The sequence below is a fragment of the Marinobacter sp. OP 3.4 genome, from assembly GCF_036224885.1.
Classification (GTDB): domain Bacteria; phylum Pseudomonadota; class Gammaproteobacteria; order Pseudomonadales; family Oleiphilaceae; genus Marinobacter.
Genome location: NZ_JAVVLT010000048.1, coordinates 36,194 through 62,275, shown reverse-complemented (window position 1 = coordinate 62,275; position 26,082 = coordinate 36,194). Strand labels below are relative to the sequence as shown.

General features: G+C 62.3%; 23 protein-coding genes. 4 read left to right on the top strand and 19 right to left on the bottom strand.

Annotation, left to right across the window (positions count from 1 at the left end; genetic code table 11):
* Window positions 1-66: 66 nt before the first annotated feature.
* Entirely contained in the window at window positions 67-204 is a 138-nt protein-coding gene (gene ccoM / locus RO069_RS08985; RefSeq protein WP_328186849.1) for a cytochrome c oxidase subunit CcoM, read from the bottom strand.
* Window positions 205-514: 310 nt separating this feature from the next.
* Here ccoM and RO069_RS08980 point away from each other — a divergent pair, with 310 nt between their 5' ends.
* From RO069_RS08980 to pta, 3 genes are all read left to right on the top strand, one after another.
* Window positions 515-2,920 (top strand): bifunctional diguanylate cyclase/phosphodiesterase, encoded by a 2,406-nt coding sequence (locus RO069_RS08980; RefSeq protein ID WP_328186847.1) that lies wholly within the window; start codon window positions 515-517, stop codon window positions 2,918-2,920.
* A gap of 103 nt (window positions 2,921-3,023) precedes the next feature.
* Window positions 3,024-4,235, top strand: coding sequence for an acetate/propionate family kinase (locus tag RO069_RS08975; RefSeq protein WP_328186845.1), 1,212 nt, complete (start codon window positions 3,024-3,026; stop codon window positions 4,233-4,235).
* Between the two features lie 19 nt (window positions 4,236-4,254).
* Entirely contained in the window at window positions 4,255-6,402 is a 2,148-nt protein-coding gene (pta, locus tag RO069_RS08970) for a phosphate acetyltransferase (protein ID WP_328186844.1), read from the top strand.
* Between the two features lie 68 nt (window positions 6,403-6,470).
* Here pta and der read toward each other — a convergent pair whose 3' ends face one another.
* The 13 genes from der to trmJ all read right to left on the bottom strand — a co-directional run bounded on the left by der (window position 6,471) and on the right by trmJ (window position 19,453).
* On the bottom strand, window positions 6,471-7,889 hold the full coding sequence (gene der, locus RO069_RS08965; RefSeq protein ID WP_328186843.1) for a ribosome biogenesis GTPase Der: 1,419 nt from the start codon (window positions 7,887-7,889) through the stop codon (window positions 6,471-6,473).
* A gap of 28 nt (window positions 7,890-7,917) precedes the next feature.
* Window positions 7,918-9,087 (bottom strand): outer membrane protein assembly factor BamB, encoded by a 1,170-nt coding sequence (bamB, locus tag RO069_RS08960; protein ID WP_442915355.1) that lies wholly within the window; start codon window positions 9,085-9,087, stop codon window positions 7,918-7,920.
* Entirely contained in the window at window positions 9,087-9,746 is a 660-nt protein-coding gene (locus RO069_RS08955; protein ID WP_328186841.1) for a YfgM family protein, read from the bottom strand. The genes bamB and RO069_RS08955 overlap by 1 nt, the downstream gene beginning before the upstream one ends.
* 100 nt (window positions 9,747-9,846) lie before the next feature.
* Window positions 9,847-11,130 carry a histidine--tRNA ligase gene (gene hisS, locus RO069_RS08950; RefSeq protein WP_328186839.1) on the bottom strand — a complete coding sequence of 428 codons (1,284 nt, stop codon included), beginning with the start codon at window positions 11,128-11,130 and terminating at the stop codon, window positions 9,847-9,849.
* Window positions 11,131-11,172: 42 nt separating this feature from the next.
* Window positions 11,173-12,291 (bottom strand): flavodoxin-dependent (E)-4-hydroxy-3-methylbut-2-enyl-diphosphate synthase, encoded by a 1,119-nt coding sequence (ispG, locus tag RO069_RS08945; RefSeq protein WP_328186837.1) that lies wholly within the window; start codon window positions 12,289-12,291, stop codon window positions 11,173-11,175.
* A gap of 79 nt (window positions 12,292-12,370) precedes the next feature.
* Window positions 12,371-13,465, bottom strand: a complete 1,095-nt coding sequence (locus RO069_RS08940; protein ID WP_328186835.1) for a RodZ domain-containing protein — start codon at window positions 13,463-13,465, stop codon at window positions 12,371-12,373.
* A complete protein-coding gene (pilW, locus tag RO069_RS08935; RefSeq protein ID WP_328186855.1) occupies window positions 13,452-14,213 on the bottom strand; it encodes a type IV pilus biogenesis/stability protein PilW in 762 nt (253 codons plus the stop codon). Before pilW ends, RO069_RS08940 begins: the two co-directional genes overlap by 14 nt.
* A gap of 96 nt (window positions 14,214-14,309) precedes the next feature.
* Entirely contained in the window at window positions 14,310-15,425 is a 1,116-nt protein-coding gene (rlmN, locus tag RO069_RS08930) for a 23S rRNA (adenine(2503)-C(2))-methyltransferase RlmN (RefSeq protein WP_328186834.1), read from the bottom strand.
* Window positions 15,426-15,478: 53 nt separating this feature from the next.
* Complete coding sequence (gene ndk, locus RO069_RS08925; RefSeq protein WP_328186832.1) at window positions 15,479-15,907, bottom strand: nucleoside-diphosphate kinase; 429 nt, start codon at window positions 15,905-15,907, stop codon at window positions 15,479-15,481.
* 121 nt (window positions 15,908-16,028) lie between these two features.
* On the bottom strand, window positions 16,029-17,201 hold the full coding sequence (locus RO069_RS08920) for an IscS subfamily cysteine desulfurase (protein ID WP_328186830.1): 1,173 nt from the start codon (window positions 17,199-17,201) through the stop codon (window positions 16,029-16,031).
* A 22-nt stretch (window positions 17,202-17,223) separates the two neighbouring features.
* Window positions 17,224-17,724: a Fe-S cluster assembly transcriptional regulator IscR gene (gene iscR / locus RO069_RS08915; protein ID WP_328186829.1), complete on the bottom strand. Its 501-nt coding sequence runs from the start codon at window positions 17,722-17,724 to the stop codon at window positions 17,224-17,226.
* Between the two features lie 111 nt (window positions 17,725-17,835).
* On the bottom strand, window positions 17,836-18,615 hold the full coding sequence (gene cysE / locus RO069_RS08910) for a serine O-acetyltransferase (protein WP_328186827.1): 780 nt from the start codon (window positions 18,613-18,615) through the stop codon (window positions 17,836-17,838).
* Window positions 18,608-19,453: a tRNA (cytosine(32)/uridine(32)-2'-O)-methyltransferase TrmJ gene (gene trmJ, locus RO069_RS08905; protein ID WP_328186826.1), complete on the bottom strand. Its 846-nt coding sequence runs from the start codon at window positions 19,451-19,453 to the stop codon at window positions 18,608-18,610. The genes cysE and trmJ overlap by 8 nt, the downstream gene beginning before the upstream one ends.
* 217 nt (window positions 19,454-19,670) lie before the next feature.
* Between trmJ and RO069_RS08900 the strand changes: the two genes are divergently transcribed.
* Window positions 19,671-20,471, top strand: coding sequence for an inositol monophosphatase family protein (locus RO069_RS08900; protein ID WP_328186825.1), 801 nt, complete (start codon window positions 19,671-19,673; stop codon window positions 20,469-20,471).
* Between the two features lie 94 nt (window positions 20,472-20,565).
* Here the strand turns inward: RO069_RS08900 and secF are convergent, their stop codons facing one another.
* The 5 genes from secF to queA all read right to left on the bottom strand — a co-directional run bounded on the left by secF (window position 20,566) and on the right by queA (window position 26,073).
* Window positions 20,566-21,525, bottom strand: coding sequence for a protein translocase subunit SecF (gene secF, locus RO069_RS08895; protein ID WP_328186823.1), 960 nt, complete (start codon window positions 21,523-21,525; stop codon window positions 20,566-20,568).
* Window positions 21,518-23,392, bottom strand: a complete 1,875-nt coding sequence (gene secD, locus RO069_RS08890) for a protein translocase subunit SecD (RefSeq protein ID WP_328186822.1) — start codon at window positions 23,390-23,392, stop codon at window positions 21,518-21,520. Before secD ends, secF begins: the two co-directional genes overlap by 8 nt.
* Before the next feature lie 63 nt (window positions 23,393-23,455).
* Window positions 23,456-23,818: a preprotein translocase subunit YajC gene (yajC, locus tag RO069_RS08885; protein ID WP_328186821.1), complete on the bottom strand. Its 363-nt coding sequence runs from the start codon at window positions 23,816-23,818 to the stop codon at window positions 23,456-23,458.
* Window positions 23,819-23,876: 58 nt separating this feature from the next.
* Window positions 23,877-24,992, bottom strand: a complete 1,116-nt coding sequence (gene tgt, locus RO069_RS08880) for a tRNA guanosine(34) transglycosylase Tgt (RefSeq protein WP_328186853.1) — start codon at window positions 24,990-24,992, stop codon at window positions 23,877-23,879.
* A gap of 10 nt (window positions 24,993-25,002) precedes the next feature.
* Window positions 25,003-26,073 (bottom strand): tRNA preQ1(34) S-adenosylmethionine ribosyltransferase-isomerase QueA, encoded by a 1,071-nt coding sequence (queA, locus tag RO069_RS08875; protein WP_328186820.1) that lies wholly within the window; start codon window positions 26,071-26,073, stop codon window positions 25,003-25,005.
* Between the last annotated feature and the right edge of the window lie 9 nt (window positions 26,074-26,082).

The window sequence follows — 26,082 nt, the reverse complement described above, 5'->3', positions numbered from 1 at the left end:
AGGACTCCGCCCTTTCACGGCGGCAACAGGGGTTCGAACCCCCTAGGGGACGCCACTCATTACCGGCTAACGACCGCGAGGCTTCTGCTTTACCCCGGCTTTCACCCTGGCATCCCGCACAATAAACCATCCGACGGCCGCCATAAAGCCAACCATCAGCAGTACCGTTCCCACTCCGGCAATAACCACGGCATCCCAATACATCACGTTACTCCTCTATAGCCCCTCATCATCCCCGATAACCGCAGGATCCTGTTACGAGTTCAGGTTACCCCCGCCCGGATACGCCCGTATTGACCTGCATCAACGGAAATAGCACACCGTTTCGTGCTGTTGCCGACACATTTTCCCGATGAACGGGGGACAAGGCCGAGGCGCGGCTGCTATATTTTCCAGGGGTTATACAACAGCCTGCCGTGGCCGGAACTGACGCCTGTCCCACAATGAGGGCTCCACAAGGCGCCAGCGCCCTGGCCTGCCACATCGCATACGGGAAGACATTCAGACAAACGGGATGCTCAGACTTATTTCGCGCCTTCAGCAGTTCCGCCGCGGCTCGCCCCTGTCGTTCCGGCTGCTGGCCTATATCCTGCTGTTCAGTTCCGCCTTCACGCTGGTTGCCTCCGGTTTACAGCTCTACAGTGATTTCAAGAAGGATGTGGCCGCCATCGAGGAACGCTTCGAGGTGGTTGAAAACGGCTACCGCTCCAGCCTGTCCCGCAGTCTCTGGGCCCTGGACCGCAACCTGCTGGAAGTGCAGATGGAAGGCATACTCTCCCTGCCCGATATCGTCCACCTGCGCCTTCGTATCTATCCGGACTCTGAACTGGTCATGGGAGAAAACCCGGACCGCGAGGCCTCCACCCGGGAACACCGCTTCACCATCACCCATAACGGTACTGTCCAGACCGAACTGGGCGAGCTGACTGTTACCGCGTCCCTGGAGCGCACCTACCGGGAACTGGAAGAAAAGATCTGGATCACCGTGGCCACCCAGTTTCTCAAGACTTTCCTGACCTCCATACTGATCGTGTGGATATTCCGCCAGATGGTAACCCGCCACCTCAGTCATATGGCCCGGTACGCCCGGCATTTCTCACTGGACAGCCTGGACCGCCCCCTGCGCCTGGAGCGCTCCGACAGCAAGCGGCACCGCACCGATGAACTGGCCCAGGTCACCGACGCGTTTAACCAGATGCGGGAACGCCTGGGGGAAGACCTGGACCGACGACAAAGGGACCAGGCGGAAATACGCAAGCTGTCCATGGCCGTGGAACAAAGCCCGTCGTCGGTCATGATCTGTGATCGACAGTGGCGTATCGAGTTCGTCAACCACAAATTCACCCAGCTCACCGGCTATCCGGCCGACCAGGTGCTCGGGCATCGTCCCGGTGAGCTTTCCCTGGGTGCCCGTGCCCACCGGGACAGCCAGAGTCTCTGGCAGATCATTCGCGTCCAGGTCCAGAGGGTCGGCGTCTGGCAGGGAGAAGTGAACAGTGTCCGGCGCAACGGTGACCGATACTGGGAACAGATCGTGGTATCACCGATCAAGGACGACAGCGGTCGCATCAGCCACTTCCTGGTGATTGGCGAGGACATCAGCATTCGCAAACGCTATGAACAGCAATTGCTGCGGCAGGCCAACTACGACATCCTAACCGGACTGCCCAACCGGATGCTGGCCCTGGACCGCCTCAAACTCGCCGTGGCCCAGGCCCAGCGGGAACATAGCCTGGTCGGGGTCATGTTCCTGGACCTGGACAACTTCAAGCATATCAACGACACCATGGGTCACGACGCCGGCGACAGTCTGCTGGTGGAGGCCTCGCGACGGATCTCCTCCTGCCTGCGGGGAACCAGCACCGTGGCCCGCCTAGGCGGCGACGAGTTCCTGGTGCTGCTGCCGGGGCTGAAGGATGCCAGCGGCGCCGAACAGGTGGCCGAACGCATCCTCGGCGGATTCAGGTCACCCTTCTCGCTGGGTGGACAGGAAGTGTTTGTCACCACCAGCATCGGCATCGCCATCTACCCGTCGGATTCCGATAACACCGGCACCCTGCTCCAGAATGCCGATGCCGCCATGTACGAGGCCAAGCATAAGGGCAAGAGCGCCTGGGAACGCTTCGCCCCGGAGATGAAGGAACTGTCCCACGAACGCCTGCAGATGGAGTCACGGATGCGGCGGGCCCTGGAACTGGACGAGTTCGAACTCTGGTTCCAGCCTATCGTCGATACGGTCTCCGGAGAGGTGACCGGCGCCGAGGCCCTGCTGCGCTGGAACAATCCGGTCATGGGCATGGTCATGCCCGACCGGTTTATCCCCCTTGCCGAGGAAACCGGCATGATCATCCCCATCGGTCGCTGGGTGCTGGAACAGGCCTGCGCCGCCACCCGGCGCTGGCAGGAGGCTACCGGCCGGGAACTGACCATTGCCGTCAACGTCTCGCCACGACAGTTCCGGGACCCGGAATTTGTCAGTTGCACCTTGCAGGCCCTGAACGACAGCAAGATGCCGCCGGAACGGGTGGCGCTGGAGATCACCGAGCGCCTGCTGCTGGACAACAGCATTGAGGCAGCCGCCATTCTCCACGAGCTGGACAGGGCCGGTCTCCGGCTATCGGTGGATGACTTCGGCACCGGCTTTTCGGCGTTAAGCTATCTCAAGAGTTACCCGTTCGATATCCTGAAGATCGACAAGTCCTTTATTGGCGACGTTCTGGTGTCCGGTGACAATTCCTCCCTGGTCCGTGCCATTATCACCATGGCCCACAGTCTCGGTCTCACGGTGGTTGCCGAAGGTGTGGAGGAAGAGACGCAGACCAACTTCCTGAAGGCCCACAACTGTGACTTTTCCCAGGGGTATTTCTACAGTCGCCCCCTGCCGGAGGCCGAATTCCTGACCTGGTTACGCACCCGATAGCGCCGCCCTCCCTGCCAACACTGTTCAGGGCGGTCTGTCGCCGGTAAGCTAACCTGACTCCAGTACTCGTGTATACATGAATCAAATCAAGGATATCGACAACATGGATGATCAGGTTCTGGTCATAAACTGCGGCAGTTCCTCGGTCAAGATCGCCCTGTTCGACCGCAACGGGGAACTCCGGGTATCCGCCCTGGCCGAGCGGATCGGCCAACAGGGTGCCCGACTGGTACCCGAGGGGCACGACACCATCAACCTGCCTGAGGGTGCGAATCACCGCCAGGCCCTGACGGACAGTATCCGCTGGTTGCAACAACAGGGGCATCTGGGCACGGCGCCACTGGCCATCGGTCATCGCGTGGTCCACGGAGGCGAGGCATTCCACCGGGCCGTGCTGCTGGATGACGATGTTATCCGGGCCATCGAGGATTGCGCCAGCCTGGCCCCACTCCATAACCCGGTGAATCTCGCCGGCATCGAAGCGACACGGGAGCTGTTCCCCCGGGTGCCTCAGGTCGCCGTGTTTGATACCGCCTTTCACCAGACCCTGCCCCGCCACGCCTGGCTCTATCCGGTTCCCCGGCGCTTCTATGAGGACTGGGGTGTACGCCGCTATGGCTTTCACGGCACCAGCCACCAGTATATGGCCGAGGAATCCGCCCGACGACTGGACAGGACCACCGACAACACCTCCATCATCTCCGCCCACCTGGGTAACGGCTGCAGCATCACGGCCATCCGTGACGGTCGTAGCGTGGACACCAGCATGGGGCTGACGCCCCTGGAAGGCCTGGTCATGGGCACCCGCAGTGGCGATGTGGACCCGGGCCTGTTCGACTTCCTGGCGGACAAGGGGATCGATCCGGAGGAAACCAATCGCATCCTCAACCGGGAGAGTGGTCTGCTGGGGCTATCCGGTAGCACCAGCGATATGCGCAACCTGCTGAAGGCCGCCAACGATGGTGACGACCATTGCCGGGACGCGTTCGAGGTGTTCTGTTTCCGGCTGGCCCGCTACATCGGGGCCATGATGGTGTCCCTGGACCGGCTGGACGCCCTGGTGTTTACCGGCGGCATCGGTGAGAACAGCGCCGAGGTGCGGGCCCGGACCGTTGAGCACCTTACCCTGGCCGGTTTCCGGCTGGATGCCGACAGCAACCGCAACCATGGCCAGGCCCGGAACGGGCGGGTATCCGCCGATGACAGCCGCTTCCCGATACTGGTCATTGCCACCCGGGAAGAAGCCATGATTGCCCGGGAAGCCCTCGCCCTGGCGTCCGACGAGCACCAGCCCACCACCGACCCGAACCACTGACCGAAGGAAGACCGCTGCCATGGCAAAAAGTCTGTTTATCGCTCCCACGGAACTTAACAGCGGCCTCACCTCGGTGTGCCTGGGCCTGCTCCGGGCACTGGACCGGGTCGGGGTCCGGGTCGGGTTCTATAAGCCGGTGAGCCAGCCGGCCCGGTCCACCGGCGACCAGTCCGGGGAGGATTTCTCCGTGCCCTTCGTCAGGGCCCGCTCCGACCTGGATCCACCCAACCCGATTCCCCTCAAGGAGGCCCAGAACCTGCTGAACCGGGGCAAGTCCGATGAGTTCATGGAGGACATGGTCGGGCGCTTCCAAAGCGTGGCCAGGGATGTGGACGTGGTCATCGTGGAGGGCCTGGTGCCCGACCGCAGCGAGGCCTACACCGCCCGCATGAATGTGGAGATGGCCCGCAATCTCGGCTCCGAGGTGATCCTGGTCTGCGCCCCCGACGGCCGTGACTGTCGGGAACTGGACGAATGGCTGGACTTTTCCGCACGGCTGTTCGCCGATCCCGAGGACCCGGATGTCATCGGCGTGGTCCTCAACAAGCTGGGCAAGCCCGAACAGACCGGCATGCTGCCCTCCTTCAACCGCCGGGAGCCGGTGGAAACGCCGGACTACGGCAAGGACTGCAAGATCTTCCGTTCCGGCCGCCTGCGGCTGCTGGCGGGTATCCCCTGGCAACCGGAGCTACTGGCACCGCGTATATCGGATATCGCCAGGGACCTTGGCGCCGACATCCTTCACGAGGGGGAAATGACCACCCGCCGGGTGCAAAAAGTGTCCGTATGCGCCCGCACCATTCCGAACATGGTGGACACCCTGAGGCCGGGCGCCCTGATCGTGACCCCGGGCGACCGGGAGGACATCCTGCTGGCAACCGCCGTGGCTGCCCTCAACGGGGTGCCCCTGGCGGGCCTGCTGCTCACCGGCGGACTGATGCCGGACCAGCGGACCATCGACCTCTGCCGTCGCGGGCTGGCCACCGGCCTGCCCGTGCTAAGAACGGACACCAATACCTACGAAACCGCCCACGAGCTTGCCAACCTGCCTGGCGTGGTGCCGGCGGACGATCCGGACCGGATCGAAAAGGTCATGGAGGCCGTGGCTTCACGACTGGACGCCGACTGGCTCCAGGAGCACCTGAAGGTGGAGAGGCTGCGGCGGCTATCTCCTCCCGCCTTCCGACACCAGCTCTCCCAATTGGCCCGGCAGGCCGGCAAGCGCATTGTGCTGCCGGAAGGCAACGAGCCGAGGACCGTGCAGGCGGCCATTATCTGCACCCAGCGGGAACTGGCCCACTGCATCCTGCTGGGGGAACGGGAGGAGATCGAGGCCGTGGCGGAGTCCCAGGGCCTGCCGCTGCCAGAGGACCTGGAGATCATCAACCCCGCCGAGGTACGTCACCGGTATGTGGACCCCATGGTGAAGCTCCGCAAGCACAAGGGTCTGGCTCCGGATATGGCGGAAGCCATGCTGGAGGACAATGTGGTGCTGGGCACCATGATGGTGGCCCAGGGTGAGGCCGATGGCCTGGTGTCCGGCGCGGTACACACCACCGCCAACACCGTTCGCCCTGCCTTGCAACTGATCAAGACGGCGGACAATGCCAGGGTGGTGTCCTCCGTGTTCTTCATGCTGCTGCCCGAGCAGGTGCTGGTCTATGGCGACTGTGCCATCAACCCGGACCCGAATGCCGAGGAACTGGCGGACATCGCCATCCAGAGCGCGGATTCCGCCAAAGCCTTTGGCGTGGAACCGGTGGTCGCCATGATCAGCTACAGCACCGGTAGCTCCGGCAGTGGCGCGGATGTGGACAAGGTTCGGAAGGCCACGGACATTGCCCGGGAGCGACGCCCGGATCTGGTGATCGACGGGCCCCTCCAATACGACGCGGCAGCCATTGCCGACGTGGGCAGGAGCAAGGCGCCGGACAGCCCGGTCGCGGGCAAGGCCACCGTGTTCATCTTCCCGGACCTGAACACCGGCAATACCACCTACAAGGCGGTGCAGCGCAGTGCCAACGTGGTGAGTATCGGCCCCATGCTCCAGGGTCTGAGGAAGCCGGTGAACGACCTGTCCCGGGGTGCCCTGGTGGACGATATTGTGTTCACCATTGCCCTGACCGGTGTGCAGGCCGCCCAGGCGGAAGCCGCCACCGACAGCTGAGCCCGACGAAAAAGGCCAGGCCCCTTTCGGGTGCCTGGCCTTTTTGCTCCGGCTGCTTCTGATGCCGCTTACTTCTTCTTGCTCTTCATCCTTGGCTTCTTCACCCGCCGCCCCTGCTTGAGGTCGTTGTCCCGCTTCACCTTCTGCCTCGGGGTCAGGCGATCCACCTTGCTGGCATAGGGGTTCTCGCCGGAACGGAACTCGAAACGGATGGGCGAGCCATTCACCTTGAGCACCTTGCGGAAGGTATTCTCCAGGTAACGCTTGTAGGACCCCGGCAAGGCGTCGGTCTGGTTGCCGTGGACCACCACCACCGGTGGATTGGAGCCCCCCTGGTGCGCATAACGCAGCTTGATCCGGCGCCCCTGGACCATGGGAGGCTGGTGCTGGGATACGGCGTCCTGCAGGATCTCGGTCAGGCGGTTGGTGGGCCACTTGGCCATGGCCGACTCGTAGCAGTCGCCAATGGAGTCGTACAGCAGCCCCACACCGGAGCCATGCAGGGCCGAGATGTAATGCTTGTCGGCATAATCCAGGAAATCCAGGCGACGTCTCACCTGCTCCTTCACCCGGCTGCGCTCGTCGGGGTCCATGCCATCCCACTTGTTGACGGCAATCACCAGCGAGCGGCCCGCGTCCAGCACGAAACCGATCAGATGCAGGTCCTGGTCCACCAGCCCTTCCCGGGCGTCAATCACCAGGATCACCACGTGGGCATCCTCGATCGCCTTGAGGGTCTTGATAATGGAGAACTTCTCCACCACCTCGCGGACGTTCTTGCGCCGCCTCACGCCGGCGGTGTCGATCAGCGTGTATTCCTCGCCCTGGCGTTCGTAGGGAATGTAGATACTGTCCCGGGTGGTGCCGGGCATGTCGTAGACCACCACCCGCTCCTCCCCCAGGAGGCGATTGACCAGGGTGGACTTGCCCACGTTGGGCCGGCCCACGACGCCAATGCGAATGCCCGGATACTTGTCGGCACTGTCTTCCCCGGCATCATCCAGCTCACCCAGCAACAGCTCCAGCATGGACCGGATGCCCCGGTTGTGGGCCGCCGCGATCAGGTAGACGGATTCGAATCCCAGGGTGTAGAAGTCGGACGCAGCCACATCCGGATCCTGGCCGTCGGTCTTGTTGACCACCAGGTGGGCCGGCTTGCCGGTGCGGCGCAGGTGCTCGGCGATCATTTCATCACCGGCGGTCAGTCCGGCACGGCCGTCCACCAAGAACAGCACAATGTCGGCTTCTTCCACCGCCTGCATGGACTGGCGGGCCATCTCCGCATCCAGGCCCGCCTCGTCACCGGTCAGGCCCCCGGTATCAATAACGATGAAGCGGCGACCCTCATAGTTACCGTCGCCGTACTTGCGGTCGCGGGTCAGGCCCGGGAAATCCGCCACCAGCGCATCGCGGGATCGGGTCATCTGGTTGAACAGGGTGGACTTGCCCACATTGGGGCGGCCCACCAGAGCGATTACCGGTGTCATTCAGTGTCTGCCTGGATAGTGAAGGGACTCAGTCCCGATCCTCAAGGGTAAATACCGCCAGGCGACCACCATTGCCATAGACAATCAGGCGGTCCTCCCAGCGCAGCATGGGTGAGCGGATGCCTTCGTCATCAAACTCGAGCTGGCCCTGCAACTGGCCATTGTCCTGGGACAGGATGTGCAGGTAGCCCTCGAAATCTCCCACCACCAGCATGTCGCCAATCGTGGCCGGCTCCGACAACCGCCGCCAGGACAGTGCATCCTGCACCCAGACCTCTTCCAGGGTGCTGGCGTCCAGGCCTACCACATCGCCATTGGCCTTGGCGATAAAGACCCTCTGGGGCCCAAGGGCGGGGCTGTGGAAGGTGGAAGTAGCGCGGCTCCAGATTTCCTGGCCGTTGCGGATCTCCACCAGCGCCAGCTTGCCCTGGTAGCCGGCCAGCAGTGCGGCACCCTCGACGATCACTGGCTTGGCGGTCACATCCACCAGCCGCTCAAGCTCGGTGCGCCCGCTCGGCTCGCCCACCGTATATTGCCAGATGGGCTGGCCATTGGCGGTGGACAGGGCCACCACATGGCCATTGGCGAGCGTGACCAGGGCCAGTTCCCCGCCAACCACCGGTGCTCCGGTATCCCGGACCGACAGTGCCGGCGCCGGGGAGTCGTACTGCCAGAGACGCTCGCCGCTCGCAGCGTCCGCCGCCACCACCTTGCCGTCGATGGTCTGTGTCAGTACCAGGTTACCGTTGGACTGGGGCGGCGCCAGGACCTCGTTGGGCATGCGCAGCCGCCAGATTTCATCGCCGCTGTCCCGGTCCAGGGCCAGCAGTTCCGCATCGCCGGTGACCAGGTAGAGATGGCGGCTGTCGCCACCCACGCCCGCCATGATGCTCTGCTCCAGCTCACGCCGCCAGCGCACGTCGCCGGTGGCCGGGCCGACGGCAATCAGTTCGCCATCGGCGGACACCGCGTAGAGGCTGCCCCCGATGATGGTGGGCTCCAGGTGGAGATACTGCCCGTCATATCCCTCGCCAACGGTCAGCGACCATGTGGGTTCGAGGGTTACTGTTGATACCACTTCGGGTACCGGATCCGGCTCCTCGAAGTTCTCCGTGGAACTGCATCCCACCAGCAGAGCCGACGCAACAGCCAGTACCACCAGCGGGTTCATCACAGGATTCAGGAACTTCATGGGCATCAGGCGTCGCTCCCGATACCCAGGCTGTCCAGTTTACGCTGCAACAGTCCAATACCGGCCTCGCCACCGGCATCACGAGCCCGGATATAGGCGTCCCTGGCGGCATCGGTATCGCCACTGGCAATCAGGATATCCCCTTCCAGTTCCGCCAGGATGCCTTCGAAGGCACCGGTATCGCTGGCGCCGCGCACCGTCGCCAACGCGTCGTCGTACTGACCGGCGCCATACTGCGCCCGGGCCAGCCGTGTCCGCACCACCAGTGACAGGGCCTCGCTGTTACCGGTCTTTTCCAGCGCCCATTGCAGGGTCTCCGCCGCCGCAGCCGGATCACGGTCCGCCATCATCTGCTGGTTGGCCAGGATCAGCATCGCGTAAACCGCATAGGTGGTGCCGCCGTGCTCCTCGCGTACCTGGTTGGCCAGGAAGGCAATGGACTCGCGGTCTTCCTCGGTGTCCCCGCCCTGCTGAGCCTGCCGCATGAGCTCGGCAAAATCAGCGGCAGCCTCGGCCTGGGCATTGGCCTGGTGGTTCTGCCACGCCTGCCAGCCAAACACGATGGCCAGGGCCAGGCCGACCCCGATCAGCAGCGAACTGCCATTCTTCTTCCACCATTGCTTGATGGCTTCGATCTGTTCTTCTTCGGTCCGCATTTCGGCCATGGTGACTCCTGTGAATGTCCTTTCCTGTTGTGCTTGGGATCTTGATAACGCTCAGGATCCTGACAGCACTTATGATGTGATTCGTTGGTTATGACGACGTTCAGGCCAATCCCAGCCGGCTGGCCAGGTGGCGAGCGGCCTGGTCACGGGGTACCTGCTCCTGCTCGCCGTCTTCCCTGAGGTACTTGAGGCCGACAATGCCCTCGTTGATCTCGTTCTCGCCAATGATGACCGCCACGCGGGCGCCGCTGCGATCGGCCTTTTTCATCTGGCTTTTGAAGCTGCCGCCCCCGCAGTGGGTCACCACGGTGCGCCCCGGCAGTTCCGAGCGCAGCATCTCGCTGACCCGGAAAGCCTCGGTGGTGGCGGCGTCGCCCATGGCGGTCACATAGATATCGGCATCGGCATTGACGTCTTCCGGGACCAGCTCGAGGGTCTCCAGCAGCAGGATCAGGCGCTCGATGCCCATGGCAAAACCGACGGCGGCGGTAGGCCGGCCACCCAGTTGTTCCACCAGACCGTCGTAGCGCCCCCCGGCGCAGATGGTGCCCTGGGACCCCAGACTGTCGGTCACCCACTCGAAAACGGTCTTGCCGTAGTAGTCGAGCCCCCGGACCAGACGGTTGTTCACGGTATAGGATACGCCGGACGCGTCCAGCATGGCGGTCAGCTGTTCAAAGTGCTCGCGGGATTCATCGTCCAGGTAATCATCCAGTACCGGTGCATTCTCCAGGATCCGCTGGGTTTCCGTGTTCTTGGAATCCAGGATGCGCAGGGGATTGACCAGCAGCCGGCGCTGGCTGTCCGGGTCCAGGTCGGAACGATAGTCTCCCAGGTACTCCACCAGTGCCTGACGGTACTCGGCCCGGGCCTCGGACGTGCCAATGCTGTTGATCTCCAGACGGGCATGATCCGCCAGTCCCAGGGACTGCCACAGCCGTGCGGTGAGGATCAGCAGCTCCGCATCGATATCCGGACCATCCATACCGAAACATTCCACACCAACCTGGTGGAACTGGCGGTAGCGGCCCTTCTGCGGGCGTTCATGGCGGAACATGGGGCCGGTGTACCACAGGCGCCGGCTCTGGTTGAACAGCAGGCCATGCTCTTCGGCGGCGCGCACGCAACCGGCGGTGCCTTCGGGCCTAAGCGTCAGGCTGTCCCCGTTGCGGTCATCGAAGGTATACATTTCCTTCTCGACGATGTCCGTGACCTCGCCAATGGAGCGTCGGAAAAGCTCGGTGTGTTCCACCACCGGCATACGGATTTCCTGGTAACCGTAGGCGCTGAGTACGTCCCTCACCCGGGATTCGAGAAACTGCCACACCGGAGTCTGCTCGGGCAGGATATCGTTCATCCCGCGGATTGCCTGAATCTTAGCCAAAGTAAAACCTTATTCGTGTTTATGACGCCGGCCAGGCCCTGGCTACTGGCCGGATTTCGCGATAATCGAGTCTTCCTGTTCCTTGCGACGGGACACCTCTTCGCGGATCAGCCGCTCCAGGTCGTCGGTCAGGCTGGCATTGTCCAGTTTCTGGTTGGGTTTACCAGCGGCATAGAACAGGTTTTTCGGTGAACCACCGGTCAGGCCCAGATCCGCCACCTTGGCTTCACCCGGCCCATTGACAATGCAGCCGATAATGGCGACGTCCAGGGACTCGTTGACATCTTCAAGGCGGGCTTCCAGATCGTTCATGGTCTGGATCACGTCGAAGTTCTGTCGGGAGCAGCTCGGGCAGGCAATGAAGTTGATGCCATGGCTGCGCAGGCGCAGGCTCTTGAGGATGTCGAAACCGACTTTGACTTCCTGAACCGGGTCCGCCGCCAGGGACACCCGGATGGTATCGCCGATACCATCCATCAGCAGCATTCCCAGGCCCACCGACGATTTGACCGTACCGGACCGGAAGCCGCCTGCCTCGGTAATCCCCAGATGCAGGGGCTGTTCGATCTGATCGGCGATCTTGCGGTAGGCTTCCACCGTCATGAAGACTTCTGACGCCTTCAGGCTCACCTTGAAGTCCTGGAAGTCGTACCTGTCCAGGATATCGACGTGGCGCATGGCCGATTCCACCAGCGCATCCGCCGTCGGCTCACCATACTTGCGCTGCAGGTCTTTACCCAGGGAGCCGGCGTTGACGCCAATGCGCATGGGAATGCCCCGGTCACGGGCCGCCTGGATAACGGCGCTGACCCGGTCCTCACGGCCTATATTGCCGGGGTTGATGCGCAGACAGTCAACACCAAGCTCCGCTACCCGCAGGGCAATCTTGTGGTCAAAGTGAATATCGGCAACCAGCGGCAGCGACACCCGCTGGCGGATTTTCCCGAATGCCTCAGCAGCGTCCATGGAGGGCACCGACACCCGCACAATATCGGCGCCAGCCAGCTGCAGGGCTTCGATCTGGGCCACGGTGGCATCAACGTCGCAGGTTTCCGTATTGGTCATGCTCTGTACCGCGATGGGGGCGTCACCGCCCACAGGCACATTACCCACCATGATCTGCCGTGACTTGCGTCTTTTAATGGGAGATTCGAGCTTCATAAACGGTCAAACCGATGTGAAAGAATGAAAAAGTCGCTACGCAACAGGCTACCCGATCACCGGGTCGACTGTATGACGGTCAGTCCGACAGGTTCAGTACCAGCCGGTCGTTCCGGGCCGGTCGGCTGGCCAGGTCCACCGCTTCGCCACTGTAGCGCAGGTCGGACACGGCGCTGACCGCCCCGATCACCACCCTTAACGGCGACTCACCGGTCACGTCAAGGGTTTCACCGGCCCTGCGCAACTCCGCAACCAGGGTACGCCCGGTACTGTCCTGGACTTCGACCCAGCAATCCGCCGAAAATTCCATCACCAGCCGCCCCTCAGTGTCGACGGGCGTGGCGGGCTCCGTCTCCGGCAGGGGAGCTGAGGTAACAAGCGGTTCGGAACCGGTATCCGCCGGCGTTTCAGGCTCACTGACCGATTCTTCAGTCGACGGGGCTTCCGTAACCGGGGCCTGGCCGACGGTGCCTCCGGTCAATGCCGACTCCGCCCCGGTGCCACCAGCGGCATCGGACAGCTCGTCGCCTTCCGGGATGTCCTCCCGGCCCATGGCGTCGCCACTGACAGGACTGTCGTCACTGTCGCCTGGCCCGATGGATGAAGATTCCAAACCTACGTCGTTCATCGATGGCGATGGCGCAGTAGCCTCTTCACCGGCGTCATCGGACAGCGCCGGTGACTCCGGGACGTCCTCACCGGATCCGGTCATGGACTCATCCGACTCTTCCACCATCGCAGGATCGGACATATCGCCATCGGACAGGTACAGGGAGCCGGCGTAGAACACCACAACCGCCGCCACCAGCATAAGTACCACCTTCGCGATCCGGCGCTTGCGGCGTTTACGCCGCTCGATGTCCACCAGGGGACTGGCCTCGACCTGGGCCTTCTGCTCCTGCCTCAGGGGTTCCAGCTCCCTGTCCAGTTGTCGAACCACGCTTTCCGGGTCAATGCCCACATGGGTCGCATAGGCACGCACATAGCCCTTGAGGAACAGCTCGCTGTCGATCCGGCCATAGTCACCGCTTTCAATGGCACTGATAATAGCGGGCCTGAGATGTTGCTTGTTCGCCACTTCAGTCACGGACAGCCCGGCAACTTCCCGGGCCTGCCGGAGTCGCTCGCCTACCGTTGGCTGCCGGGCGTCCTGGCTGGCGTTATCCGTTGTCATCGGCCGTTAGTACCTTGTATTGTCTGTATTGCTCTGAATCCGGGAAACGGTTGCGCAGCAACAGCGCCAGGCTGGATTCCTGGTCATAGTTGCCGGAGTGCCGGGCAATCCGGATCCCCACCAGCAGACTTTCCGGAGTATGCTCAAGCTTGGGATTGCGCTCCATCATGGTCAGCAGGCGACCGTAATAACGGGATGCCGCCGCGTAGTCGCCATTAGCCACCAGGGAACGGGACAGCGCCAGTATCCAGCGCGGATCCCCCCGGCCCAGTTCCAGGGCACGACGATAGGCCTTAACGGCACCGTCCGTATCCCCCATCTGTTCACTGGCCCGGCCCAGGTTGTAGAACACCGAGGCGCGATCATCATAGCCGGTATCCCGGCTGGCCAGCTGGAACTGCTCCTGGGCTTCCTCAAAACGTTCATTGCCATACAGGAAGGCCCCGTAGAAGACGCGTCCGCGAGTATAGCTGGAATCACTTCGCAAGGCGTTCCGGTAGGCTTCTTCCGCCAGTTCCGGTTCGCCTTCGGTCTGGTAAAGCAGGCCCTGGGTGGCCAGTGCCGCTGCATTGTCCGGCTGCAATTCGAGGGCCCGCTCCAGGTGCCGGCGCGATCGGTCGTAGTTGCCCCGGGACAGGTAGGCGGTTGCCAGCTGCACATAGCTGTCCACTGCCTTGTCTTCGTCCTCTTCACGGGCAAACCGACTGTCGGATACCGTAACACAGCCGGCAAGCAGGCTGATCAGCACCAACACGCACACAGACGGGAACGTTCGGAATCGACCGGATAATCCTTGGAACAACAACTCTGTGGGCATGGTGCTTTCCTGAAACCTGAACAAGTATTAGGGCGTCATCTGCTGGACCGGAATATTATAACGCTGACTGCGCCGGGTCCGGTCCTCCACGCGACCAACCAGCTGGCCGCAGGCGGCGTCGATATCATCGCCTCTTGTGGTGCGAATGGTTGTGATGTAGCCCGCTTCGTTGAGAATTTTCTGGAAACGACGGGTGGCGTTCATGCTCGGCCGACGGAAATCACTTTCCGGAAACGGGTTGAACGGAATCAGGTTGATCTTGCACGGCAGGCCCCGCAGCACCTTGGCCAGTTCCCGGGCATGCTCGGGCTGGTCGTTCATGTTCTCGATCACCGTGTACTCGATGGTAGCCTTGCGCTTGTCGGGCAGCCCGCTCAGATACCGGCGGGTCGCCGCCAGCAGATCGGCAATCGGATACTTCTTGTTGAGCGGCACCAGTTGATTGCGCAGCTCATCGTTGGGGGCATGCAACGAGATCGCCAGGGAGACATCACTGACCTCACCCAGGCGGTCCAGTGCCGGGATCACGCCCGACGTGCTCACCGTTACCCGACGCTTGGAGATACCGTAGGCCAGGTCCTCCATCATCAGGTTCATGGCGTCGACCACGTTGTCGAAATTGAGCAACGGCTCTCCCATGCCCATCATGACCACGTTGGTAATGGGCCGGTCCGCGTTGGGATCAAAGGGCATGAAGGCCTTGCGCGCCACCCACACCTGGCCGATGATCTCGGCGGCGGTCAGGTTGCGGTTGAAGCCCCGCTTGCCGGTGGAACAGAAGGTGCAATCCAGGCTGCAGCCGATCTGGGAGGAAACGCACAGGGTGCCCCGCTCACCATCGGGAATCAGCACGGTCTCCACGCTGTTGCCGGAATCCATGCGCATGACCCATTTACGGGTACCGTCCTTCGAGGTTTCGTCGTAGACCACTTCCGGCCCACGAATCTCCGCCACGGCCTTCAGCTTTTCCCGCAGGGCCTTGCTCATGTTGGTCATCTGGTCGAAGTCGTCCGCACCACGCTGATGAATCCACTGCAGTACCTGGGTGGCGCGGAAACGCTTCTCCCCCATGGACTCGAAGAATGCCTCCAGCTTGGCTTTGGGCATTCCCAACAGGTTGGTCTTTTCTACAGCAGTAGTCATGGTCAGTCTCGATCAGATAACAGGCGGGGCGACCGAAGTCGCCCCGGACAGCATCAGCCGCGGGGGCAGATCTCGCTGTCGTTGAAGAAATAGGCAATCTCGCGCTCGGCGGAGGCCGCGGAATCAGAGCCGTGAACCGCATTGGCGTCGATGGACTCGGCGAAATCCGCACGGATGGTGCCGGCTTCCGCTTCCTTCGGGTTGGTGGCACCCATGAGATCACGGTTTTTGGCAATGGCGCCGTCGCCTTCCAGTACCTGAACCACAACCGGACCAGAGGTCATGAAGGCCACCAGATCCGGGAAGAACGGGCGCTCCTTGTGTTCCGCATAGAAGCCTTCGGCCTGCTCCTGGGACAGATGCATCATCTTGGCCGCGACAATTTTCAGGCCGGCTTTCTCAAAACGGGTATAGATCTCGCCGATGACGTTCTTGGCAACCGCATCCGGCTTGACGATAGAGAGCGTACGCTCATTGGACATAATGTTTGCTCCAGTTGGGTTTCAGGACAAAATTCCGGCCTGAGATTATACGCAGTAAGGGGCCGGCTGCCTACCGACAGCGGGCCCCTGAGAAAATACCGGAATACGCCTGCACCCGTGATCAGGCAGAAGCGCGGCGGCGCTCCCTCAAACGGCTGACCACGGTGTTGATCTGCTCCAGGGCATAATCCACCTCTTCCGCCGTGGTGAACCGGCCCATGGAGAACCGCAGACCGGCGTGTGCCTCCCCATCGCTGAGGCCGATACCCGTCAGCACGTAGGACGGCTCCATGGTGGCGGACGCGCAGGCGGAACCGGAGGATACCGCCAGCTCACGCAGCCCCAGCATCAGCGACTCCGCCTCGACACCCTCGAACCCCAGGTTCAGTATGCCCGGCACCCGACGGTCACGATGGCCGTGCAGCCGCACCCCCGGCAGCGGCTCGATGCCGTCCAGGAAGCGGCCGCGAAGGGACTCCAGACGGGCCATCTCTTCTTCCAGTCCGACACCGGCCAGATCAAAGGCCTTGCCCATACCGGCAATCTGGTGGGTGGGCAGGGTGCCGGAGCGCATGCCACGCTCATGGCCACCGCCATGGATCTGTGCGTCAATGCGCACATCCGGTGAACGGCGGACATACAACGCGCCGATACCCTTGGGCGCATAGACTTTATGGCCGGACAGGGCGACCAGGTCCGCACCCAGTTCAGCCACATCCACCGGCATCTTGCCGGCCGCCTGGGCCGCATCCACATGGAACAGGACACCCTGTTCCCGCAGCATGACGCCGATGGGCGCCAGATCATTGATCGTACCCAACTCATTGTTGACCAGCATCAGGCTGACCAGCAGGGTCTCGGGCCGCAGGGCCGCCTCCACCTGGGCGGACGAAATAACGCCGGTGGTGTCCGGCGTCAGGCGGGTGACATCACAGCCCTGCACTTCCAGCCACGAGCAGGTATCCAGCACCGCCTTGTGCTCAATGACCGAAGTGATGACGTGGGGCCGCACACCCTCTTTCCTGTTGGCGGATACCGCGCCCTTGATGGCCAGGTTATCCGACTCGGTGGCACCGGAGGTCCAGACAATCTCACGGGGATCGGCGCCAATAAGCTGCGCCACCTGTCGGCGGGCATTCTCCACGGCGGCCTCCGCCTGCCAGCCAAAACCATGGGAACGGCTGGCGGGATTACCGAATACACCGTCCAGGGTCAGGTGGCCGGCCATAACCTCTGCAACGGCAGGGTCCACAGGCGTCGTCGCTGCGTAATCAAGATAGATGGGTGTCTTCATGGTCCTGTCAGTGTCGGCGGTGTCAGGCGGGCGCCCGGTTTTCCAGGCGCTCGGTATTGATGGTATCCGTCGCGTTTTCCGGCCCCGGCTTGCCATCCTGGCGACTGGCGACGACCTGGATCTCGCGCTTGTTCATCAGGTCCGCGAGGCTGATCCGGCTGAGGAACTGGTGGATCTGCTCACTGAGATCCGACCACAGGTGATGGGTCAGACACATCTCGCCGTTCTGGCAATCGCCCTTGTGGTTGCAGCGGGTGGTGTCCAGCGACTCGTTGACCGCATCCACCACATCGGCAATGAATACCTGGTCGTTAGTCCGGCTCAGGCGATATCCGCCTCCAGGACCACGCACGCTGATGACCAGCTTTTCCCGGCGCAGGCGGGCAAAGAGCTGTTCCAGGTATGACAGGGAAATGCCCTGGCGCCGCGAGATGTCCGCCAGGCTGACCGGGCCCTCGTCACCATGCAGGGCAAGATCCAGCATGGCGGTTACGGCGTAGCGGCCCTTGGTTGTCAGTCGCATAACGGCAGCCCCGGCTGAGAGTATTCAGTAGATAACACTGGGTGAGTATGAATTGACCTACTGTTTTGGTCAAGTATTCGCCGTCGCACACTCCCCGGCACCCGGGTTGCCTCAGCGGCTCTCCGCCGGCTCATCGGTATCATCCCGGACACAATCGAATTCCTCCGCGTCCAGTGGCGGCAAACGGCCATTGTCCACGTAATCCTGGTTGACCTTCTGGATGGCCGTGCACATCTTCTCGATACGCTCGTCCACCGCATGCATATGGTCCAGCAGGCTGCGCATGGCCCGGGCCACCGGATCCGGCATTTCCTCGGTCACACCGTAGGCATCGAACCCCATGCGTTCCTCCATGTCCTTGCGGCGGCCATCGTCCTTGCTCTTGACCACCACACGGCCGGGAATACCGACCACGGTGGCGCCGGCCGGCACCGCCTTGGTCACCACCGAGTTGGAGCCCACCTTGGCGCCTTCCCCCACCTCGAACGGCCCCAGGATCTTGGCGCCGGCGCCCACCACGACGCCGTTGCCAATGGTGGGATGACGCTTGCCCTTGTTCCAGCTGGTACCCCCGAGGGTGACGCCCTGGTATAGGGTGACATCATCGCCGATCACCGTGGTCTCCCCGATGACCACGCCCATGCCGTGATCAATGAAAAAGCGCCGACCGATGGTGGCGCCGGGATGGATCTCGATACCGGTCAGCCAGCGGGAAAAGGTGGAAATACTCCGTGCCAGCCACTTGAAATCCGCCTTCCAGATGCGGTGCGCCAGCCGGTGGAACAACAGTGCATGCAGTCCCGGATAATTGGTCAGAACCTCGAAGGTATTCCTGGCGGCGGGATCACGGCCGAATACACTGCCAACATCTTCTTTGATTCGCTCAAACATCTGTCTGGTCCTGTTGTCGTGAGCCGGCACCCACCGACTGGCCGGATGCCGATTTCTGTACCGCGGTCAGGATGCCCCGGAGGATATTGACTTCCATCTGGTCCGGCCGTGCGCGCTGGTACAGGCGACGCAGCCGGGTCATCAACTGGCGGGGATTATCCCGTCGATGGAACTCGATCTCCGCCAGGGTGGACTCCAGGTGATCGAAGAAGCCCTCCAGCTCTGCCACGGTGGCCGGTGGCACATCCCAGCCCGGATCCTCCGGCGAGTTAATAGCTTTGAGTTGTGGATTATTCTCGCTGTTTTCAAGACCCCGCAGGCATTCCATGCGAATTTCGTAGCACATCACCTGCACCGCCATGGCGACATTCAGGGAACTGTAGTCCGGGTTCGTGGGGATGTGTATGTGCACATGGCAGCGTTGCAACTCCTCATTGCTGAGGCCGTTATTCTCCCGCCCGAACACCAGCGCGACCTGCCCCCTGCCGTGGTAGTCGCCCACCTGACGGGCCGCATCCGTTGGCGACATCACCGGCCAGGGCACCTTGCGCCCACGGGCACTGGTGCCCATCACCAGGACACAGTCCCCAATGGCTTCATCCAGCGAGGAGACCACCCGGGCATGGTCCAGCACATCGGACGCACCGGCGGAGCGCGCGTAGGACGCCTCATCCGGGAACGTGGCCGGATTGACCAGCCACAGATTGCCCAGCCCCATGTTTTTCATGGCCCGGGCCACCGCGCCGATATTCCCGGAGTGGGAGGTTTCCACCATAACCACACGGACATAGTCCCGGGCCGGCAGGTCAAAGGTACTGGGGAGGGCGGGCTTGTGCATGGCAGTCTGTGTCCGGCATTAACATGGCGAATAATGGAAAGGTCACATATGTTACCAGAATACATTGATATTTGGGCCCCGGTTTCTACGGATAAGGCCTCGCCATGCCGGCGAAAAAGCCCGCCATGCGGGTCTTTACGAAGCCGAAAAACGTTTAAGGCACCCCCGCGATTTGCTATGATCGCGCCTTTGATCACTCCAGATACTGAAGAGTCCGATGCAACCAGCCATTAAAATGGCCCTGCGCGTTGCGCGCCAGGGTGCCGATTACCTGAAAGCCCACTTCGAACGCCAGGACATCGCCGGCAACGACCCCGGTGATCGTCAGCGCCAGCTGGATCGGGTGACCGGCAAGATTTACGAGAACTTCGCCGAACAGCTACAGAAGGCCTACAAGGACCATTACATCGCCCCGGCGGACGACGGCGGCGCCGATGGTCACACCCTGAGCTGGCATATCTTCCCGGTACTGGGCGCGGAAAACCTGCTGCGGGGGATTCCTGAATTCGTGGTGGCGCTGGTGCAGAAAAAGGACAACCGCACGGAAAACCTGTTGCTGATCAACCCGGTCACCGGCGAGGAATACTCCGCCAGCCGTGGTCGTGGTGCGGCCCTCAACAGCCGTCGCATGCGCGCCAGCGAGATCAAGCATCTCAGCGAGGCGGTGGTCACCTCCAACCTGCTGGATCAGGCCCGTGGCGCCGAAGAGCCACTGATCTGGGGCGAGCTGTCGGCGACACTGGCCAGCCAGTCAGGCCAGCTTCGCAGCGCCGGCTGCAGCGTACTGGATATCGCACGGGTCGCGGCGGGCCACCTGGATGCCGTGGTACTGTTTCGCCCCACCCCGGAAGACCGGGACATCGGCCTGGCACTGGCCAATGAGGCCGGCGTGCTCAGCAGCGACTTTTCCGGCAACCCTGCCAGCACCGATTCCCGCCAGCTGGCCATTGCCAACCCCAAGCTGATGCGGGAAGTGCTGCGTACGCTGCACCCTTTCCAGGCGCGACTGCCCCGCTGAAACGGGAATCGCGACAGATTGATCCCGCGAACCTAAAAAAGCCGGGCTGGTGTTACCAGACCCGGCTTTTTTGCACCCATAAAACAGCAACACGTCACATCCGGTTAAGCCACTCGGGTGGCTCCTCTTCCTCCGGCTGCTCTCCAGCAACGCCCTCCTTGGGCGGCACGATCATGTCAGAACGGGTAACGCCAAGGACTACCAGCAGGTTTGCAGACACGTAGATGGACGAGTAGGTACCCACAATCACACCAATCGCCAGGGTAATGGCGAAGTTATTGATGGCGGCCCCTCCCAGGAAATACAGGGCCATGAGCACCAGCAAGGTGGTCAACGAGGTATTGATGGTCCGGTTGATGGTCTCGTGGATTGACCGGTTCACGGTTTCCTCGGGATCATCAATCCGCAGCTTGCGGAAGTTCTCGCGGATACGGTCCATGATCACGATGGTATCGTTCAGCGAGTAACCGATAACCGCCAGCAATGCCGCCAGCACCGTCAGGTCGAAGGTCCACTGGAACAGGGCGAACAGGCCCAGCACGATAATGACGTCGTGGGCCAGCGGAATCACCGAGGCGATCCCGAACTTGAACTGGAAGCGCATACCCACGTAGATGAGCACCACCGCCAGGGCCAGCAACATGCCCAGGCCGCTGTTCTCCTTCAGCTCGTCCCCCACCTGGGAGCCAACGAATTCCGAGCTGACCAGTGTGACATCGCTGTCGGTCCGCTCCTGGATGTCCGCCAGGATACGCAGGCCGAGCTCGTCGTCACCCGCCTCCTGCATCCGGATCAGTACCAGGGTGTCGGAACCGAAGTTCTGCACCACGTAGTCGGTGTAACCGGCATCGGACAGGGCGGAGCGGACATCATCCAGCTCCGGCGCCTGGGCGTATTCCAGCTCCACAGAGGTGCCGCCGGTGAAATCCAGGCCGAAGTTCAGGCCCCGCACACCCAGCAGCACCGCGGATGCGATAACCAGCAGTATGGAGACTGTCGCAAAGACCTTGCGCAGGCTCATGAAATCAAACTTGTCGGTACGGGTATCAGACATTGGCCAGCTTGCCTCCGATCGAGAGCTTTTCGACCTTCCGGCCTCCGTGTAGTGCATTGATCATCGCCCGGCTCACCACCAGTGCGGTAAACAGCGAGGTGACGATGCCGATGCTCAGGGTCACCGCAAAGCCCTTGACCGGGCCGGAGCCCATGGCGAACAGGATGATGGCTACCAGGAAGGTGGTGATATTGGCATCCACGATGGACACGAACGCGCGGGAATAACCGGCATTGATGGCCAGTTGGGGCGCAGCGCCCTCCCTCAGCTCTTCCCGTATCCGCTCGAAGATCAGCACATTGGCGTCCACCGCCATGCCCACGGTCAGCACGATACCGGCGATGCCGGGCAGCGTCAGGGTGGCCGAGATAATGGACATGCAGGCAAGCAGCAGCATCAGGTTCAGGGTCAGCGCCACATTGGCCACTAGCCCGAACAGCCGGTAGAACACCGCCATGAACACCAGCACCAGGATAAAGCCGACCACCACCGACATGAACCCGGCGTCGATGTTCTGCTGGCCCAGGCTGGGACCGATGGTACGCTCCTGCACGAAATACATGGGCGCGGCCAGGGCGCCGGCCCGCAGCAGCAGGGCCAGCTCCGAGGCCTCATGGATGGAATCCAGGCCGGTGATGCGGAAGCTGGACCCCAGCGTGGACTGGATGGTCGCCAGGGAAATGATGCTGCGCTCTTCGACCCGCTCCTCCGTGGTCACCACTTCGCCGTCAACGACTTCCTTCTCGGTTTCGGTCCGGAACTCAATGAACAGTACCGCCATGCTGCGCTGAATGGCATTGCGGGTGGCACGGGTCATCAGGTCGCCACCAACACCGTCCAGGGTGATGTTGACCTGGGGCATGCCGTTTTCGTCAAAGCCCTGGCTGGCATTGGCCACATTCTCACCGGTAACGATCACGTCCCGCTCCAGGCGGGCGGTCCGGCCCGGCTCGTCACGGAATGGGTAGGTTTCGGTGGCGGACGCCGGTGCATCCTGTCGCGCCGCCAGCCGGAATTCCAGGTTGGCGGTGGCACCCAGCACCCGTTTGGCCTGGGCCGTGTCCTGAACCCCGGGCAGCTCCACAATGATGCGGTCGGCACCCTGGCGCTGGACCAGCGGCTCCGCCACACCCAGCTCGTTGACCCGGTTGCGGATGGTGGTCAGGTTCTGCTCGATGGCATAGTCCTGGATCTGCTGAACCTCCTGCTCGGACAGACTCAGTTCCAGAAGGTACTCATCACCCTCGGTACGTTCGTCCAGCAGGAACTCGTTATAGTTGCCCCGAACCAGATCAAAAGCTTCTTCCCGGTCCGCTTCATTGCGGAAGGAGAGCTGGATGCGGTTGTCCTCGGACACCTCACCACCGCGGTAGCGGATACGCTCCTCGCGCAGTTCCCGCTTGATCTGGCTGGCCGTGGCCTCCAGTCGCTGGGTGACCGCCGTCTCCATATCCACCTCCAGCAGGAAGTGAACACCGCCACGGAGGTCCAGGCCCAGTTTCATCGGGCCCGCCCCCACGGCCTGGAGCCAGTCCGGCGTGGATTCGGCCATGTTGAGGGCAACCAGGTAGTCATCACCCAGGGTCTGCTGAACAATCGGCCTCGCTTCAAGCTGGTCTTCGGAGCTGTTGACACGGATCAGTGCACTGCGCTCTTCCCGATCAACTCCCTTGATGGCAATCCCGGCCTCCTCAAGGGCACCGGTTGCACGCTCCACGGTGGCCTGACTGATCTCGGTGCCACTGCGGGCGCCGGTAATCTGGATCGCGTAGTCATCGGGGAAAACGTTCGGCAAGGCGTAGACAAACCCGATCGCCAGCACGACCAGGATCAGCAGATTTTTCCAAAGCGGGTACTTGTTCAGCATAGGAGCCCTTTCTTGACCGCCTTCGGGCCGCCGCCTGCACGGCGGCCTCCCTGGTCAGTAAGTTCAGATGTCTTTCAGAGTGCCTTTGGGCAGGGCCGCACCAACGGCAACCTTCTGGACTTTCACTTCCACATTGTCGGCCACTTCCAGCACGATGAAGTCGTCGGTGACGCGGGAGATACGACCGGCCATGCCACCGGAAGTCACGATTTCATCACCCTTGTTAAGGCCGGACATCAGCGATTTGTGCTCCTTGGCGCGCTTGGACTGGGGGCGCCAGATCAGCAGGTAGAAGATCAGGATGAAACCACCAAAGAAGATCACCTGACCCATCACGCCCATGCCCTGACCGGCATCCTGGGCAAGGGCGACGCCCGGCACGGCGGCGGCCAGAAGGGTGGCCAACATGGCTTTTACTGCTTTCATAGGATGTCTCCGTCAATAAGTAGTGTTGTTCGGAAAAAATGGTCGCCGGGACCCGGGTTCATGCCAGGGGCGGTACCGGCTGGCCCCTCTTGGCGTAGAAGGATTCCACAAAGTCGGACAATGTACCTGCTTCAATAGCCCCACGCAATCCAGCCATCAGCTTCTGGTAGTGATGAAGGTTGTGGATGGTGTTCAACTGGGAGCCAAGCATTTCACCACACTTATCAAGATGATGCAGGTAACTTCTCGAGAAGTGTGAACAGGTGTAGCAATCACATTCCGTATCCAGGGGACCGGTGTCATGACGGTTACCCGCGTTACGGATCTTGACGATACCAGTGGATGTGAACAGGTAGCCATTACGGGCGTTGCGGGTGGGCATGACGCAATCGAACATGTCCACGCCACGGCGCACCGCCTCGACAATATCCTCCGGACGCCCTACCCCCATCAGGTAGCGGGGCCGGTCTTCCGGCATCCGCACGGGCAGGTAGTCCAGTACCGCCAGCATGTCCTCCTTGGGCTCGCCAACCGACAGCCCCCCAATGGCGTAGCCGTCGAACCCGATCTCCACCAGGCCGTCCAGGGAGTGCTGTCGCAGGTCGTTGTACATACCCCCCTGGATAATACCAAACAGCGCCGACGGGCTGTCACCGTGGGCGGCCTTGCTGCGGGCGGCCCAGCGCAGGGACATCTCCATTGAGTCCCGGGCCTGCTTTTCGGTGGCGGGATACGGCGTGCACTCGTCAAAGATCATCACGATATCCGAGCCCAGGTCCCGCTGTACCCGCATGGCAATCTCCGGATTCAGCTCCACCACCGATCCGTCCACGGGCGAGCGGAAGCTGACCCCTTCCTCGGTGATCTTGCGCATTTCCCCGAGGCTGAACACCTGGAAGCCACCGGAGTCCGTCAGGATCGGGCCCTGCCACTGGGTGAAGTCATGCAGGTCGCCGTGGGCACGAATCACCTCGGTACCCGGGCGCAGCATCAGGTGAAAGGTGTTGCCCAGGATGATCTGGGCGCCGGTGGCCTCGATATCCCGGGGCGTCATGCCCTTGACCGTACCGTAGGTACCCACGGGCATGAAGGCCGGGGTTTCCACCACCCCGCGAGGGAAGGTCAGGCGACCACGGCGGGCCTTGCCATCCTCTCCCAGCTTCTCGAACGACATGAAACAGTGATCAGACATGACTGGCTCCCGGGTCGGCCAGCGCACCCAGGCTGGGCTCCTGACCGGTAATGAACATGGCATCGCCATAGCTGAAGAAACGGTAGCGCTCAGCCACCGCCTCCCGATACGCGGCCATGGTGTTGTGGTAGCCGGCGAAGGCACTCACCAGCATGATCAGGGTGGACTCCGGCAGGTGGAAGTTGGTGATCATGGCGTCCACCGTCTGGAAGCGGTACCCCGGCGTAATGAAGATATCCGTCTCCCCCTGCATGGGGCGGACCACGCCGCCGCGGCTGGCAGACTCCAGGGACCGTACCGAGGTGGTACCGACGGCAATCACGCGCCCTCCCCTGGCCCGGGTGCGGCGGATGGCGTCCACCGTGGCCTCGGGCACCGTGGCAACCTCACTGTGCATGACATGGTCCTCCACCCGATCCACCCGCACCGGCTGAAAAGTACCGGCACCCACGTGGAGGGTGACAAAGGCGGTTTCCACGCCCCGCTCGGCAAGGCGGTCAAAGATCGACTGGTCAAAGTGGAGCCCGGCGGTAGGGGCCGCAACCGCACCGGCCTCGCGGGCGTAGACGGTCTGGTAACGCTCCCGGTCCGTGCCCTCGTCCGGTCGGTCCACATAGGGTGGCAACGGCATGTGCCCGGCCCTTTCCAGCAGCTCGAGAATCGGACCGCCATTCGCCGTTTTCAGGCGGAATAGCGCCTCGTCCCGGTCCAGCATGACCAGTTGCGAGCCATCCTCCAGAAACACTGTCTGCCCGGGTTTGAGGGCCTTTGACGCCCGCACATGGGCCAGCACCGTATCCTCGGCCACCACCCGCTCAACCAGCACTTCCAGCTTGCCGCCGGTTTCCTTGGTGCCAAACAGGCGGGCCGGAATCACCCGGGTGTCGTTGAACACCAGCAGGTCGTCGGGTGCCAGCAGTTCTGGCAGGTCCCGGAACTGCCGATGCGACACCGCCCCGGACACCCCGTCCAGGGACAGCATCCGGGACGCACTGCGCTCGGCCATGGGGTACCGCGCGATCAGCTCGTCGGGCAGGTCGAAATGGAAATCGGAAACGTTCATCCGGAATCG